10 protein-coding genes and 1 pseudogene are annotated in these 15,534 nt (G+C 68.1%); 8 read left to right on the plus strand and 3 right to left on the minus strand.

From position 1 onward, the window contains the following. Positions 1–4: 4 nt before the first annotated feature. Positions 5–517, minus strand: a pseudogene (locus WT97_RS10575) (STAS domain-containing protein); the annotation flags it as partial. Positions 518–634: 117 nt separating this feature from the next. On the opposite strand from WT97_RS10575, the gene WT97_RS10580 reads away from it, so the two are divergent. Continuing rightward, positions 635–1,876 (plus strand): mechanosensitive ion channel family protein, encoded by a 1,242-nt coding sequence (locus WT97_RS10580; RefSeq protein WP_059500323.1) that lies wholly within the window; start codon positions 635–637, stop codon positions 1,874–1,876. 58 nt (positions 1,877–1,934) lie between these two features. Here the strand turns inward: WT97_RS10580 and WT97_RS10585 are convergent, their stop codons facing one another. Beyond that, the gene (locus WT97_RS10585; RefSeq protein WP_060353391.1) at positions 1,935–3,356 is read right to left on the minus strand and encodes a PLP-dependent aminotransferase family protein; all 1,422 of its coding nucleotides are present in this window, start codon (positions 3,354–3,356) and stop codon (positions 1,935–1,937) included. Between the two features lie 151 nt (positions 3,357–3,507). On the opposite strand from WT97_RS10585, the gene WT97_RS10590 reads away from it, so the two are divergent. Both WT97_RS10590 and WT97_RS10595 read left to right on the plus strand, forming a co-directional pair. Further along, positions 3,508–5,832 (plus strand): FdhF/YdeP family oxidoreductase, encoded by a 2,325-nt coding sequence (locus WT97_RS10590; RefSeq protein ID WP_060353392.1) that lies wholly within the window; start codon positions 3,508–3,510, stop codon positions 5,830–5,832. Between the two features lie 12 nt (positions 5,833–5,844). Beyond that, complete coding sequence (locus WT97_RS10595; protein WP_060353393.1) at positions 5,845–6,765, plus strand: bestrophin family protein; 921 nt, start codon at positions 5,845–5,847, stop codon at positions 6,763–6,765. Here WT97_RS10595 and WT97_RS10600 read toward each other — a convergent pair. Next, positions 6,758–8,809: an FUSC family protein gene (locus WT97_RS10600; RefSeq protein ID WP_060353468.1), complete on the minus strand. Its 2,052-nt coding sequence runs from the start codon at positions 8,807–8,809 to the stop codon at positions 6,758–6,760. The two genes, WT97_RS10595 and WT97_RS10600, sit on opposite strands and share 8 nt — an antisense overlap. A 146-nt stretch (positions 8,810–8,955) precedes the next feature. On the opposite strand from WT97_RS10600, the gene WT97_RS10605 reads away from it, so the two are divergent. The 5 genes from WT97_RS10605 (at position 8,956) to WT97_RS10625 (ending at position 15,521) form a co-directional block, all read left to right on the plus strand. Further along, positions 8,956–9,858: a LysR family transcriptional regulator gene (locus WT97_RS10605; RefSeq protein ID WP_059500319.1), complete on the plus strand. Its 903-nt coding sequence runs from the start codon at positions 8,956–8,958 to the stop codon at positions 9,856–9,858. Positions 9,859–10,236: 378 nt separating this feature from the next. Then, entirely contained in the window at positions 10,237–11,796 is a 1,560-nt protein-coding gene (locus WT97_RS10610) for a DHA2 family efflux MFS transporter permease subunit (protein ID WP_060353394.1), read from the plus strand. A gap of 279 nt (positions 11,797–12,075) precedes the next feature. Continuing rightward, positions 12,076–12,408, plus strand: a complete 333-nt coding sequence (locus tag WT97_RS10615; protein ID WP_059500317.1) for a hypothetical protein — start codon at positions 12,076–12,078, stop codon at positions 12,406–12,408. 123 nt (positions 12,409–12,531) lie between these two features. After that, entirely contained in the window at positions 12,532–14,121 is a 1,590-nt protein-coding gene (locus WT97_RS10620) for an ABC transporter substrate-binding protein (protein ID WP_059500316.1), read from the plus strand. Positions 14,122–14,267: 146 nt separating this feature from the next. Beyond that, on the plus strand, positions 14,268–15,521 hold the full coding sequence (locus WT97_RS10625) for a hypothetical protein (RefSeq protein WP_060353395.1): 1,254 nt from the start codon (positions 14,268–14,270) through the stop codon (positions 15,519–15,521). Positions 15,522–15,534 lie beyond the last annotated feature (13 nt).

A 15,534-nucleotide genomic window follows, 5' to 3' on the forward strand; every position in this document is an offset into this window, starting at 1 on the left:
CCCGCTACACCGTGCCCGGCTCCTGCGGCGCGGGCGTCGTGCCCGCCGCCTCGAGCGCCTGATGCAGCGTGGCGAAGATGCACGACGCACCGACCACGTCGGTGATCCCATGACGATCCATGTCCGCGCGCAGATAGCGGTTTACGCGCCCGAACAGCACGCCGATCCCGCGCGCATGCAGCGTCCTGACGAGATCGGCCAGGGTCCGCGCGGCCGAATAATCGACATCGGCGATCGCCCCCGCATCGACGACGAACCAGCGCGGCGGCACCGGCGCCGCATCGACGAGCGCGGTCACTTCGGCAGCGAACAGATGATCGTTCGCGAAGAACAGGTCGGCACCGAACCGGTAGACGATCAACCCGGGCGCCGTCATTGCGCCGCGCCGGGCGGGCACCGGCTGCCGCCGGCCGTTGCCGGCGACGGGTTCGAGCACCATCGTGTGCGGCTGGTAGCTGTGGCGCACGTGCCGCATCAGCGACAACGCAACGGCCAGCAGGATGCCCTGTTCGACGCCGGCGGCACGCATCCGGAACCCGATGGCACAATCACGGTCCCTTTCATGCGCCCATCACCGGGCGCGCGCCGCATCGCGGCGCCGATTCAACGCACAAGAAGGCCCCAGTCTGCTCCTATGACCCTGAACGAATCCTGGTTGACGCCGCTCGTCGGCATCGTCGTCCTGCTCGCCGCCGCCGGCGCGGTCACCGCTGTCGTCCACTTCCTGCTGTTTCGCGTGGTGGCGCGTCTCGCGCGGCTGTCCGCCACGCGCGTCGACGACGCGCTGTTCGAATTCGGCGCGTTCAAATGGCTGAACCGCATCGTCCCGTTCGTCGTGATCAAGCTCGGGCTCGGCGCGGTGCCCGGCATGCCGGGCCTAGTCGCGCAGGTCGCCGACAAGGTGCTGTTCGCGCTGATCGTGTTCCTCGTGACGATGACCATCAGCGCGACGCTGTCCGCGCTCGAACATACGCACCGCACCTCGCAGCGCGACCAGCCGCGCCTGTCGCTGAAAGGCGCGATGCAGCTCGTCAAGCTGGTGATGTTCATCACGGCCGCGCTCGTCGTGATCGGCGACGCGACCGGCAAGCAGATCGGCCTGCTGCTGTCCGGCATCGGCGCGATGTCCGCGGTGCTGATGCTGATCTTCAAGGACACGCTGCTCGGCCTCGTCGCCGGCGTGCAGCTGTCGTCGAACGACATGCTGCGGATCGGCGACTGGATCACGATGCCGTCGGCCGGGGCGGACGGCACGGTCATCGACATCACGCTGAACACCGTCAAGGTCGCGAACTTCGATCACACGATCATCACGGTGCCGACGTGGAAGCTGATCACCGAAAGCTACCAGAACTGGCGCGGGATGACCGAAGCGGGCGGCCGCCGCATCAAGCGCGCACTGTTCGTCGATGCGACGAGCGTGCGCTTTCTCACGAACGACGAGATCGAACGGCTCGAACGCCTGACGCTGCTGAAGGACTATCTCGAGGACAAGGTCGACGCGATCGAGCAATGGAACGGCACGCTCGGCGCGGCCGGCGACTGCCCGGCGAACCGCCGCCAGCTGACGAATCTCGGCACGTTCCGCGCGTACGTCGCGAACTACCTGAAGGGCCATCCGCGCATTCGCCGCGACATGACGAACATGGCGCGACAACTGCCGCTCACGGCCGAGGGCATTCCGCTCGAACTGTACTGCTTCACCGATACGACGACGTGGGTCGACTACGAAACCATCCAGGCCGACCTGTTCGACCATCTGATCGCGGTGCTGCCTGAATTCGGGCTGCGCGTGTACCAGCATCCGTCGGGCTTCGACATGCGGCAGATGGCCGACGCCGCGCAAGCCGGGCTGCACGCGCCGCGCGCGGCTTGATAGCGGCCACGACGGCCAGCCGCCAGCGGCCGTCTGCCCCGCCGTCGGGCAGCGGCGCTCACCGCGCCGCGCACTCCGACGCGAGCCGCCCCAGCACCTTCAGCGCGTCCTCGATCTGCCGCGACCACGGGTAGCTGTAGTTGAGCCGGATGAAATGACGGTAATCGGTGCCGGCCGAGAACATGTGCCCGGGCCCAACCGTGATCCGCTGCGCGAGCGCCAGCGTATACAGCTTCATCGCGTCGACCTGCGGCGGCAGTTCGACCCACAGCACATAGCCGCCCTGTGGCTGCGACAGCCGCGTGCCTTCCGGGAAGAAACGCCGCACCATCGCACTCATCAGGCTCGCCTGCTGCGCATACTGCTTGCGCATGCGCCGCAGGTGAAAATCGTAGCCGTCGTATTTCAGGTATTCGGCGATCGCGAGTTGCTCGATCGCGGGCGTCGCGAGCGTGTTCAGGAATTTCAGCTTCTCGACCTGGTCGCGATAACGGCCCGGCATCGCCCAGCCGATCCGGTAGCGCGGCGACAGGCTCTTCGTGAACGACGCGCAATGCAGCACCAGTCCGTCGCGATCGAACGACTTCAGTGCGCTCGGCGCCGTGTCGCCGAAGTGCAGCTCGTGATAGACGTCGCTCTCGATCGCCGGCACGCCGTGCTTCGCGAGCAGTTCGACCAGCGCGCGCTTGCGCGCATCGGGCATCTGGAAGCCGAGCGGATTCTGGAAATTCGGCATCACCATGCATGCGGCGACGGGCTCGCGCGCGAGGACCCGCTCGAGCGCGTCGAGATCGATGCCGTCGCCCGGGTGCGTCGCGACCTCCAGCGCGCGCATGCCCATCCGCTCGATCGCGTGCAGCATCGCGTAGAACGTCGGCGACTCCACCGCGATCGTGTCGCCCGGCTTCGCCACCGCCTGCAGGCACAGGTTGATCGCCTCGGTCGCGCCGATCGTCATCACGATCTCGCCCGGCTCGACCGCGACCCCGCGCTCCGCATAGCGCCGCGCGATCTGGCGGATCAACTCCTGATTGCCGGGCGGCAGGTCGTCGATCACGCCCCAGCGCGTGCGTCGCCGCCCGATCGTCTGCGCATAGCGCGCGAGGCGCTGCACCGGAAACTGGGACGCGTCGGGATACGGCGAGCCGAGCGGCACCGCGTCGTCGCGCGCGATCGAGCGCAGCGTCGACAGCACGAGCCGGCTCACGTCCACGGCCGACGGCTCGGCGGCGGGTGCGGAGACATGCAGCTCGGCCTCGGCCGACGCCGCCGCGCGCGCCCGCACGAAGTAGCCCGACTGCGGCCGGCTTTCGATCAGGCCGCGGCTTTCCAGCACGAGGTACGCGCGCAGCACGGTCGTGACGCTGAGCTGCTGCTGCCGGCTCGCCTGCCGCACCGACGGAATCCGTTCGCCGGGCCGGTACACGCCTCGCTCGATCTGCGCCTGGAGATCGTCGGCCAGTTGTTCGTAACGCTTCACGTGCCTCCTTTCAGCTTCCCTTCAGCAACACAGTTGCGATCCGCATGGTATGAATGGCCGAAACTGTACTCTTTTTTGAAGTGAACAGGTGTACACACAGCGGTACGGGCGCCGCGCGTACTCTGCACGCATCGACCCCGACACCCGCATCATGAAAAAGAAATCCGCCACCGCGCGCATCGAACCGTATACCCATCCGGCCGCCGGCTGGGGTGCGCTGAAAGCCGTCACGATCAACCTGATCAAGGAAAAGGTCGCCGGCGGCAACTACCGCACGCTGCTGCGCCAGAACCAGCCGGACGGCTTCGACTGCCCGGGCTGTGCATGGCCCGACCGCCAGCACGCATCGACGTTCGAATTCTGCGAGAACGGCGTGAAGGCCGTGGCCGCGGAAGCGACGAGCAAGCGCGTGACGCCCGACTTCTTTGCCGCGCACACGGTGACCGAACTGCTCGAACAGTCTGATTTCGAACTCGAACAGCACGGGCGGCTCACCGACCCGATGGTGTACGACGCGCAGACCGACCGCTACGTGCCGATCGCGTGGGACGACGCGTTCGAGCTGATCGCGCGCCACCTGCGCGCGCTGCCGGACCCGAACCAGGCCGCGTTCTACACGTCCGGCCGCGCCAGCAACGAGGCCGCGTTCCTGTACCAGCTGTTCGTGCGGCGATACGGCACGAACAACTTCCCCGACTGCTCGAACATGTGCCACGAGGCGACGAGCCGCGGGCTGCCGGCGTCGGTCGGCGTCGGCAAGGGCACCGTCACGCTCGACGATTTCGAGCATGCCGACACGCTGCTGATCTTCGGCCAGAACCCCGCGACCAACCATCCGCGGATGATGGGCGAGCTGCGCGAGTGCGCGAAGCGCGGCGCGACGATCGTGTCGATCAACCCGCTGAAGGAGCGCGGCCTCGAACGCTTCGCCGATCCGCAAAGCCCGCTCGAGATGCTGACGATGTCGGGCACGAAGATCGCATCGACGTTCATCCAGCCGACGATCGGCGGCGATTTCGCGCTGATCAAGGGGATGGCCAAGCGCGTGCTCGAACTCGACGACGCCGCGCGCGCCGCCGGTGCGCCGCGCGTCGTCGACACCGCGTTCATCGGCGCGCACACGGCCGGCTTCGACGTGTTCGCCGATGATCTGCGCAACGAAAGCTGGTCCGCGCTGACGGCCGAAAGCGGCGTGCCGTACGAGCAGATCGACGCGCTCGCGCAGCTCTATGCACGCAGCGAACGCGTGATCGCGACGTGGGGCATGGGCATCACGCAGCACAAGCATTCGGTCGCGACGGTGCAAATGCTGACGAACCTGATGCTGATGCGCGGCAACATCGGCCGCCCCGGCGCCGGCCTGTGCCCGGTGCGCGGCCACTCGAACGTGCAGGGCAACCGCACGGTCGGCATCGAGGAAAAGCCGTCGCAGGCGTTCCTCGACCGGCTCGGCCACGTGTTCGATTTCGAACCGCCGCGCCATCACGGCTACGACGTCGTCGAGACGATCGAAGGGATGCTCGACGGCCGTGTGAAGGTGCTGATCGGTCTGGGCGGCAATTTCGCGATGGCGACGCCCGACACGCCGCGCACGTGGGAAGGCATGCGGCGCTGCGCACTGTCCGTGCACATCACGACGAAGCTGAACCGCAGCCACCTGATCCACGGCCGCGACGCGCTGATCCTGCCGACGCTCGGCCGCACCGAGATCGACCTGCAGGACGGCGTCGCGCAAGGCGTGACGGTCGAGGATTCGATGAGCATGGTCCACGTGTCGTACGGGATGAACAAGCCGGCCTCGCCGAACCTGATGTCGGAGCCCGCGATCGTCGCGCACATGGGCCACGCGCTGTTCGGCAGCGGCACGATCGACTGGCTCGCATACAAGGACGATTACGCGAAGATCCGCGACGCGATCGAGGCGACCGTCGACGGCTTCCACGACTACAACGCACGCATCGCGCGGCCCGGCGGCTTCCACCTGCGCGTCGCATCGCGCGAGCGCGAATGGCTGACGCCGACGGCCAAGGCGAACTTCATCGCGCACGCGCTGCCGACCGACACGCCGATCCAGCGCGCCCGCGCGCTGCACGGCGACCGGCTGATGACGCTGATGACGACGCGCTCGCACGACCAGTACAACACGACCGTCTACGGGCTCGACGACCGCTATCGCGGCGTGTTCGGCCAGCGCCGCGTGGTGTTCGTCAACCGCGACGATCTCGCGATGCTCGGCCTGAAGGCCGGCGAATGGGTCGACATGGAAACCGTGTGGCACGACGGCATCGAGCGGCGCGCGGACGGCTTCCTGCTCGTCGAGTACGACATTCCGCGCGGCTGCATCGGCGCGTACTACCCGGAAACCAACCCGCTCGTGCCGCTCGACAGCGTCGGCGACGTGTGCAACACGCCGACGTCGAAATCGGTGCCCGTGCTGCTGCATCGCGCGGCCGCGCCCGCCTCGATCGCCGCCTGACGGAGCACGACGATGATCGTTCGTCCGCGCGAGCACTGGCTGCGGATGCTGCTCGTCTGGAACGGCTCGGTGCTGCCGACCATCCTGCCGCAGCTCGTGCTGACGCTCGCGATCAGCCTCGTCGCGGTCTGGGGCGGCGGCCGCGTGCTCGGCGAGAAGGTGCCGCTGAACCCGACGCCGTTCACGCTGATCGGCCTGACGCTCGCGATTTTCGCCGGGTTTCGCAACAACGCCAGCTACGAACGCTATCGCGAAGGCCGGCAGCTGTGGGGCGGCGTGCTGACCGCCACGCGCACGCTGGTATCGCAGGCGCTCTGCTACGGCGCGCTCGACCGTGACGACGCCTCGCGCCGCGCATTCGTGCGCACGGTCGTCGCGTTCGTCTACGCGCTCAAGCACCAGTTGCGCGGCACCGATCCGGCCGCGGACCTGCGCGCGCTGCTCGACGGCGCCACCTACGCGCGCGTCGCCGCTTCCCGGTTTCGCCCGGTCGTCATCGTGCACGCGCTGCGCGAAGCGTTCGCCGCGCGCGCCGATGCGGGCCATCTTGCCGACACGCGCCTGTGGATGCTCGATGCGCGCCTCGACGATCTCGTCGCGATGGTGAGCGGCTGCGAGCGTATCGCATCGACGCCGATTCCGTTTTCATACGACGTGCTGCTGCACCGGACCATCTACGCGTATTGCGTGTTGTTGCCGTTCGGCCTCGTCGACTCGATCGGCGCGGCGACACCTTTTGTAACAGTTTTCGTCGCCTATACGCTGATCGCGCTCGACGCAATCGCGCATGCGATCGCCGAGCCGTTCGGCGACGGGCCGAACCATCTCGCGCTCGATGCGATGACGCGGCAGATCGAGCGCACGCTGCTCGAACTGAACCGCGAGCCGCTGCCGGCCGAGGTGACGCCCGGCCCGTCCTACCGCCTCACCTGAGCGGCCATCCTGCCCGATCGCGGCGGCCGCGCAGGAAGTCGCCATGCGCGGCCGCCGCATCCGCGATCCGCCTCAGCAGCACCACGCCGTTCAGCAACGCATGCGCGTCGTCGCCGTCGCGCGCGGCCACGCGCCGTCGCAACAGGCCGGCCGCGGCGTCGCAAGTTCGCTCGAGCCGCGCGAAATCCGCCCGTGCGACGCGCCCACGCACCGCCGCCGCCGCACGGCGCGCGGCCGGTTCGCGCGTGGCCAGCTCGGCGAGCGACAGCAGGCTGTCGCCGATTCCCCAGATCGCGAGCAGATCGCGCATGTCGTGCTCGATCAGCGTCTGCGGCACGCTACCCGCGAACCCGAGCTCGCGTGCGAGACGGTCGGCCGTGCGGCTCAGCCACACGCTCGCCGACCACGCCCGCGGATCGCGCGCGATCCGCGCCAGGTCGCGGCGCACCGCGCGATGCAGGCGTCGCCGGCTCGTGCCCGGATCGCCGGGAAACACCAGCGCGAATACCAACGCGCCGAACGCGATGCCGAGCAGCGTCGCGAGCGCGCTGTTCAGAAACGCGGCATCGCCGATCCGCGTCGTGTTGTTCGGCGACGTGAAATTCCAGAAGAAGATCGAGAACGCGCTGCCCATCGCGGCCGTGCGCGGATGGCGTATCGCAAGGCCGGTGCCGATCAGGAACACGCCGAGGATGTAGGCCAGCATCTCGAAGCCCGACACCGCGGGCAACAGCGCGAAGTTGCAGACGACGCCCGCGACCGCCGCGCATGCCGTGCCTTTCAGGAAACCGACGATCGCCCGCACCGAATTGGGACGTGTCGAGAACAGCGCGCTCACCACGGCCGTGATCGCGACGAACCCGCCGCCCGCCGGCCACGCGGTGAAGATCCAGATCGCCGACGCGGCCAGCACCGCGATGAACGCGCGGACGCCGTTGTGACATGCGAGCACCGGATCGCGGTGGAACGCGTAGCGCACGCGTGCAGGCGGCGGCACCGGCCGGTCGAGCAATGCCTGGCTCGCGAATGCACGGTCGAAGCCGCCGAGCAGCGCCGACAGCCGATCGAGCGTGAGCAGGCGCGACGTGTCCGGGCCGGCCGGCGCGGCCGCTTCGGCACGCAGTGCGTCGTCCACGCGTGCGCGCAGCGCGGCCATCTCGTGCCCGGCGTCGCCCGATACGGCGACCCGGTCGAGCACGCGTGCCGCCTCGTCGACGAGCGGTTCCGGCGCATCGCCGCCGCGCGCCACATGCTCGCGGATCGCCTGCCCCGCGGCTTGCGCGGCGAGCACGCCGAGCGCCGCCGCGCGCAGATGGCCGATCATGTTGCGCACCGGCGGCGCGCCGGCCGCCGCATATTCGGCCGCCGTATCGAGTTCGAGCGCGTCCGCGAACAACCGGTGCACGGCCGCGTCGTTCGGCTCGCGGCGCAGCGCGTCCGCGCCGACCGTCACCGCGCGGTCGAGATAGCGCGCGAGTCGCGTGCGGACATCCTTCAGCGGCGCGCCGGGTGCGAAGACCGTTTCGAACAGCGCACCGCACAGGATGCCGACCACCACGTACAGAAACCGCGCGACGGCGATGTCGAACGCATGCAGCGGCGCGGATACCGCGTCCATCGCGACGATCGCGGCCGTATAGCCCGCGAGCACCGCCGCATATGCACGAAAATTCCGCTGGAACGTCGCGATGGCCGCGCACAGGCCGATCCACGCGGCGAGCGCGGGCAGGAACAATTGGGGCGTCTGCGCGAATGCGCTGGTCAGCGCGAGCGCCACGGCCGCACCGATCGCGGTGCCGAGAATCCGGTACTGGCTCTTCGACAGCCCCATTCCGCGGCTGCCCTGCGCGACGATCCACACGGTCGAGGCGGCCCATATCGGATCGTCGAGATTCATCCGGAACGCGATATAGAGCGCGGTCAACGACGCGGCGGTATTGCGGAGTGCGAATGCAAGCGCGCCGGGCGGCAGCGTCGGACGCGCGTCGCGCAGCGCGGCCCGGACGGCCGCGAGCGGCGGCATGCTGGGGAAAGCGAATTTCATCCGGCGAGCATACGGTCGCGCGGCGGCCGCCACTACGGGGCGCGGGCAGGATGCGTTATTGCGCCGGGCGGGATAATCGGCTCGATCCGCAGCGTTCCGGCCCGCGACGGTAAGATGCGCGCAGGCCAACCACCGAAACGAATCGCATGGACCTCGAGAGCATCCGGATATTCTTGCGCGTGGTGGAACGCGGCAGCTTCACCGCCGCGGCCACGCAGATCGACATGCCGCTCAGTCGCGTGAGCCGCAAGATCAGGCAGCTCGAGGACGACCTCGGCGTCCAGTTGCTGTACCGCACGACGCGCCGCGTGTCCGTCACCGAAGCCGGCCGCGACTATTACGAACGCTGCCTGCGCGCCGAGGAGATCCTGCTCGACGCGGATCGTCAGGTGCGCGCACTGCGCACGGAACCCGAAGGCACGCTGCGCGTGCTGGTGCCTTACGCGATCGGCCTGTTCGAACTGGAACCGGCGCTCGCCGAGTTTCGCCGGCGCTACCCGCTGGTCCAGCTCGTGCTGATCTACGACAACAGCGCGCTCGACCTCGTCGAACACGGCTTCGACGTCGCGCTGCGCACCGGCGTGCTGACCGATTCCGGCTATGTCGCGCGCGCGCTCGGCTGGTCGCACGCGAAACTCGCGGCCAGCCCGCGCTATCTCGACCGCGCCGGCCGGCCGCGCACGCCGCAGGATCTCGTCGATCACGACATCCTGTTCGTCGGCCGCGACACGCCCGGCCTGACGCTGCGCCTCACCAACGCGGCCGGCGACGTCGCCGACGTGCCGGTGCGGCCCGTGCTGATCTCTAACGAATCGGTCACGGTGCTGCGCCAGGCCGCGAGCGGCGGCGGCATCGCGCTGATTTCGACCCACTTCACCACACGGCGGATCGAGAGCAACGAACTCGAAATCGTGCTGCCTGACTGGCATCGCACCGACGACGTCGAGCTGCACGCGCTCTACCCGAAACGCGCGACGCTAGACAGCAAGGTGCGCGCATTCGTCGAGTTCCTGACCGAAGTCTTCACTGCGTGGCGGACCGTGCCGTAGGGCCTGCGATCGATGCACGGCGTCCACATTATTGCGGCCCACGAAAGGAATTAATGAGTGCGCAAGCGTTGATCGTCGTTCGCCGCATCGTTAGCCTGTGACGATGAAAAACGACCACACCCGCTACGGCAGCCACGTGCCCGCTGCCCGCCGACGTGTCACGCGCGTCGCGCCCTCCTGACCGGCACCCTCCCGCTCCGCGAAGCCGGCCCGGCTTCGCCATTCCGATTCACCGTTCGAACCGACCACCGCACGCGACGGCACCGCTCGTCGGGCCGCCGTGCGGCGCGCGCGCGTCCGTCCGTTTCGCGCTTCGCCGCGCGCCGCACGCCACGTGCGGGCGCAGCGTACGGCCTTCGTCCATCACGCAGGAACGCCATGTCCTCTCCCTCGTCTTCAGGCCCGCTGTCGGGCGGCCGGCTCGTCATCGGCACGATCGCGGTATCGCTGGCGATGTTCATGAACGTGCTCGACTCGTCGATTGCGAACGTCGCGATCCCGACGATCTCGGGCGAGCTCGGCGTGTCGGTCGACGAAGGCACGTGGGTGATCACGATCTTCGCGGCGGCCAACGCGGTGTCGATTCCACTGACCGGCTGGCTCACGCAGCGCTTCGGTCAGGTACGCCTGTTCGTCACGTCGATCCTGCTGTTCGTGCTCGCGTCGTGGCTGTGCGGAATCGCACCGAACCTGCCGACGCTGCTCGCCGCGCGGATCCTGCAGGGTGCGGTCGCAGGGCCGCTCGCGCCGCTGTCGCAGGCGCTGCTGCTCGGCGCATGGCCACGGCAAAAGTCGTCGACCGCGCTCGCGCTGTGGTCGATGACGGCGCTCGTCGGCCCGATCGCGGGGCCGTCGCTCGGCGGCTGGATCACGTACGACTACAACTGGTCGTGGATCTTCTACATCAACATTCCGGTCGGCTTCTTCGCGACCGCCGTCACGTGGTTCGTGTTCCGCGATCGCGAATCGGCCACGCGCCGCATGCCGATCGACACGGTCGGCCTGCTCCTGCTCGTGCTGTGGGTCGCGTCGTTGCAGATCATGCTCGACAAGGGCAAGGATCTCGACTGGTTCAACTCGCCGGTGGTCGTCGCGCTGGGCATCGTCGCGCTGATCGGCTTCGCGTTCTTCCTCGTGTGGGAGCTGCACGAAGCCAACCCGATCGTCGACCTGCGACTCTTCACGCAGCGCAATTTCGCGGGCGGCACGATCGCGATTTCCGTCGCGTACGGGATGTTCTTCGGCACGCTCGTGCTGCTGCCGCAATGGATGCAGGGCTATCTCGGCTACCGCGCGGTCGATTCGGGGCTGGCCACCGCGCCGCTCGGATTCTTCGCGATCCTGCTCACGCCGGTCATGGGGCGTCTGCTGCCGCGCACCGATCCGCGCTATATCGCGACGCTCGCGTTCGTCGGCTTCGCGGTTGTCTTCATGATGCGCACGACGTTCTATACCGACGTGTCGCGCCGGGATCTGGTGCTGCCGACGCTGTTGCAGGGCATTCCGATGGCGATGTTCTTCGTGCCGCTGACGTCGATCATCCTGTCCGGGCTGCCGCCGGAAAAGATTCCGGCCGCGGCCGGCCTGTCGAATTTCGGCCGCACGTTCTGCGGAGCGGTGGGGACGTCGCTGATCGGCAATGCGTGGAACGACCGTACGATCCTGCATCACGTGCGGCTCACCGAACAGGCGAGCGTCACCAATCCGGTCTTCACGCAACAGCTCGACACGAGCCGTTCGCTGCTGCACCTGGGCCCCGATTCGGCACTCGCGTTCTTCAATGCATCGGTCGATTCGCAGGCGGCCGTGATGGGCCTGAACGACATCTTCTACGTGTCGGCGATCATCTTCATCGCGATCATCCCGCTCATCTGGATCACGAAACCGTCGCGCTCGGGCGGCGGCGATGCCGATGCGGCGGCGGCCGGCGCGCATTGATCCGCATGCGCGGCGCCGGACTGCGCGCCGGCATCGACGACCGCGCGATGCGCCGATAACGGCGACGACCGACGCAAGCGCCCGTCCGGCAGCGGGCGCTTTGTATCGAATCGTTTCAACGCGCCGACGGCGTCAAATGCTGCGGGTATACTCCGTCGTCAGCCGCCCGTTGCATCGTCGTCCGTCAAAAGCGGCCCGATTCCGGGCGGTTTCGTCGCGAAGCTTCGCGTTTCGCCACCCCGCGCTCCAGCCTCGATACGAGACACCCGACGACCGACCATGAAACGATTCCTGCTGCTCCTCCCCGCTGCCCTGCTCGCTGCCTGCGGTTCCGCTCCGTCGTCCGACTCGGCCGGCTCGGGGGCTGCACCGATGATCTACGTGTCATCGCAACGCCCGGCCTACGCGATCGCGAACTGCCTCGACAGCCGCCTGTCGGGCACCGAACGATCGCAGCACAACGGCGTGACGGACATCGCCGTCGGTTCGAATTCGTACTTCGTCACGCTGACGCCGTCGGGCAACGGCTCGGTGATCAAGGTCGTGCGCGGCTCGGGCAGCGAGCCCCCTGAGGAAGCGATGCGCTTCGCGGTCGCGCGCTGCGCGATCTGACGCCCGACGGCGCGAGCCGCCCGGTCCGTCGCGACGCGCCAACCGGCGCACCTGCCGAATATTTTCATCCGGGCGCCCGTCGATGAGAGAATCGCACCACGATTCCTTTTCAACGGAGCCCGCATGAAGCACCTGCTGTCCCGGCTGTTCGTCAGCGCCGCGCTCGTCGCGCTTGTTCCGGCGCTGCCGGCGCAGGCTGCCACGCCGCCCGGCATCTTCGTCGTCGCCACGCAACTGGGCGAATTCACGACCCTCGATCCGAGCGGGATCTACGAGCTGGTGCCGTCCGAATACGTCGCGAACACCTACGAACGGCTGGTGCGCGTCGACCTGAAGGACCCGACGCGCTTCGACGGACAGATCGCGCAATCGTGGACGGTCGGCGCCGACGGCCTGACCTACACGTTCAAGCTGCGCCCGGGCCTCACGTTCCACTCCGGCAACCCCGTCACCGCCGACGACGTCGCATGGTCGCTGCAGCGCACCATCCTGCTCGACAAGGGGCCGGCCGGCGTGCTCGCCGATCTCGGCCTCACGAAGGCGAACGTGATGCAAAAGGTGCGCGCGATCGATCCGCAAACCGTCGTGCTCGAAACCGACCGCAAGTACGCGCCGAGCTTCGTGCTCAACGTGTTGAGCGCGTGCCCGGCATCGGTGTTCGACAAGAAGCTGCTGCTGTCGCACCAGCAAGGCAACGATTTCGGCAGCGGCTGGCTGCGCACCAACGACGCGGGCTCGGGCCCGTACCAGCTGGTCAAGTGGACGCCGAACGAATCCATCGTGCTGCAGCGCTTCGACAAATACCGCACGCCGTACCCGATGAAGCGCGTCGTGCTGCGTCACGTGCCCGAAGCGTCCGCGCAACGGCTGCTGCTGGAGAACGGGGACGCCGACGCCGCGCGCAACCTGAGCCCCGACAGCCTCGCCGCGCTGTCGAAGGCCGGCAAGATCAAGGTCGCGTCGTGGCCGGTGTCGGCCCTGCTGTACCTGAGCCTGAACACGAAGAACCCGAACCTCGCGAAGCCCGAGGTGCAGCAGGCGATGAAGTGGCTCGTCGATTACGACGGCATCCAGCGCAACATCGTCAGCACGACCTACAAGGTGCATCAGACCTTCCTGCCCGAGGGCTTCCTCGGCACGCTGAACGCGCGGCCGTACAAGCAGGACGTCGCGAAGGCGAAGGCGCTGCTCGCGAAGGCCGGCCTGCCGAACGGTTTCGACGTGACGATGGACATGCCGAACGACTATCCGTACCTCGAGATCGCGCAGGCGCTGCAGGCGAACTTCGCGCAGGGCGGCATCCGCGTGAAGTTGATCCCCGGCGACGCGAAGCAGGCGATCGGCAAGTATCGCGCGCGCCAGCACGACATCTTCGTCGGCGAATGGTCGCCCGACTACATGGACCCGAACAGCAACGCGCGCGGTTTCGCATGGAATCCGGACAACTCGGACCAGTCGCCGACCAAGATGCTCGCGTGGCGCAACAGCTGGGACATTCCGCAACTGACGAAGGACACCGAGGCCGCGCTCGTCGAGCCGTCGCCCGCGAAGCGCGCGCAGCGTTACGAAGCGCTGCAGAAGGCCGTGCTCGCGAACTCGCCGTTCATCATCATGTTCGAGAAGGTCGTGCAGGTCGCCACGCGCCCCGGCGCGACCGGACCGGAAATCGGGCCGATCAACGACCTCGTGTCATACCGCACGCTCGCGAAATAATCGCGGCTACCCGCACGCGCGGCCACGCCGCCGTGCAGGTAATCGCCGCGGGCCGCCGGGCCGGCGACGGCCCGTGCGGCGGCGGCGATCTACAATGACCTGCATCGCGCGGATACCGCGCCGGGCACACGTAACGGGACGAGAGCATGCATTCGAACGAGCACACAGTGTGCGTGGCGATCAACGACAACAACCGCGCGTGGTACGAAATGCTCGTGCCGTTCCTGCTGTCGCTGCGGCACGCCGGCTACGACGGGCGGATCGCGGTGATCGGCTACGGGCTGTCCGAGCGCAAGCGGCAGATTCTCGCGAACCAGTCGGTCGACGTGATCGACGCGTCGAGCGCCTACGCGCTGCCGGTCGGCCGCTTCATCGAGGCTGCCGAGTACTGCGCACGCCATCCGCAGATCCGCAAGCTCGCGCTGTACGACGCGGACATCTGGTTCTGCGCGCCGCAGTTCGACCTGTTCTCGCGGATCGGCGACGACCGCATCCACGTGTGCCCCGACCCGCTGTTCTGCACGTTCGTCGTCACGCCGCTGATCGGCGAGCGGCGCGACCACCACTGGCGCCTCGTCGTCGACGAAGTCAATGCGCGCCACGGCGGTGCGCTGCAGGCCGGGCTCGTCGCCGGAACCGCCGCCGCATGGGCGCGCTATGCCGGCCACCTGCGCGACTGCATCGCCCGCGTCGGCACCGATTTCCAGGAATGCTTCGGCATCGATACGACGTTCCTGCATCTGTGGAGCGCGCAAGGCGAAACGGCGCTGCTCGACCCGGTCCAGAACTTCGTCAGCAAGTACGGCATTCACGAATCGTTCGATGCGGGCAGCGGCAAGACCACGCTCCGGTATCACGGCGAGCCGATCCGTGCGCTGCACATGACCGGCGACATCCGCTTCCTCGACCGGTGGCGCTACTACGCGAACCACACCGACGCCGCGCTGCGCGACGGCAGGCCGTTCGCGCTGTCGGACGGCACGCCGGCCCCGTCCGATGCGCTCGCCGCACGCATCGCGGCGGCGGATTACGTGCAGTCGGCCGGGCTGAGCGTCGCGTCCGCGGCGATCGAGACGAGCGCGGGCGCCTACCTGCAGGCGATCGACGAACCGGGCGGCACGATGCTCGTCGGCAGCGGGAACCACGAAATCGTGTTCGCCGCGACCCGCGACATCGCACGGCTGAACGTCTACGTCACGCACCCGTCCGGCTCGCCGTCGCCGCTGCTGTGCGAAGTGCTGGTCGACGGCCACGCGCAGCGCAAAGGCACCGAACTGATGGCGCATTTCTGGTACCGGATAGCAGCCGGCGCCGTCGTCACGCTGCGCGCGACGAGCCTCGGCGGCCAGCAGTGCAACGCGATCTGGCGGCTACGGGAAGCGCCGGACATGCAACAGTAAGCGCGCGCCCGCA

Origin of the sequence: Burkholderia sp. MSMB1459WGS, from assembly GCF_001534535.1 — a bacterium.
GTDB lineage: Bacteria > Pseudomonadota > Gammaproteobacteria > Burkholderiales > Burkholderiaceae > Burkholderia.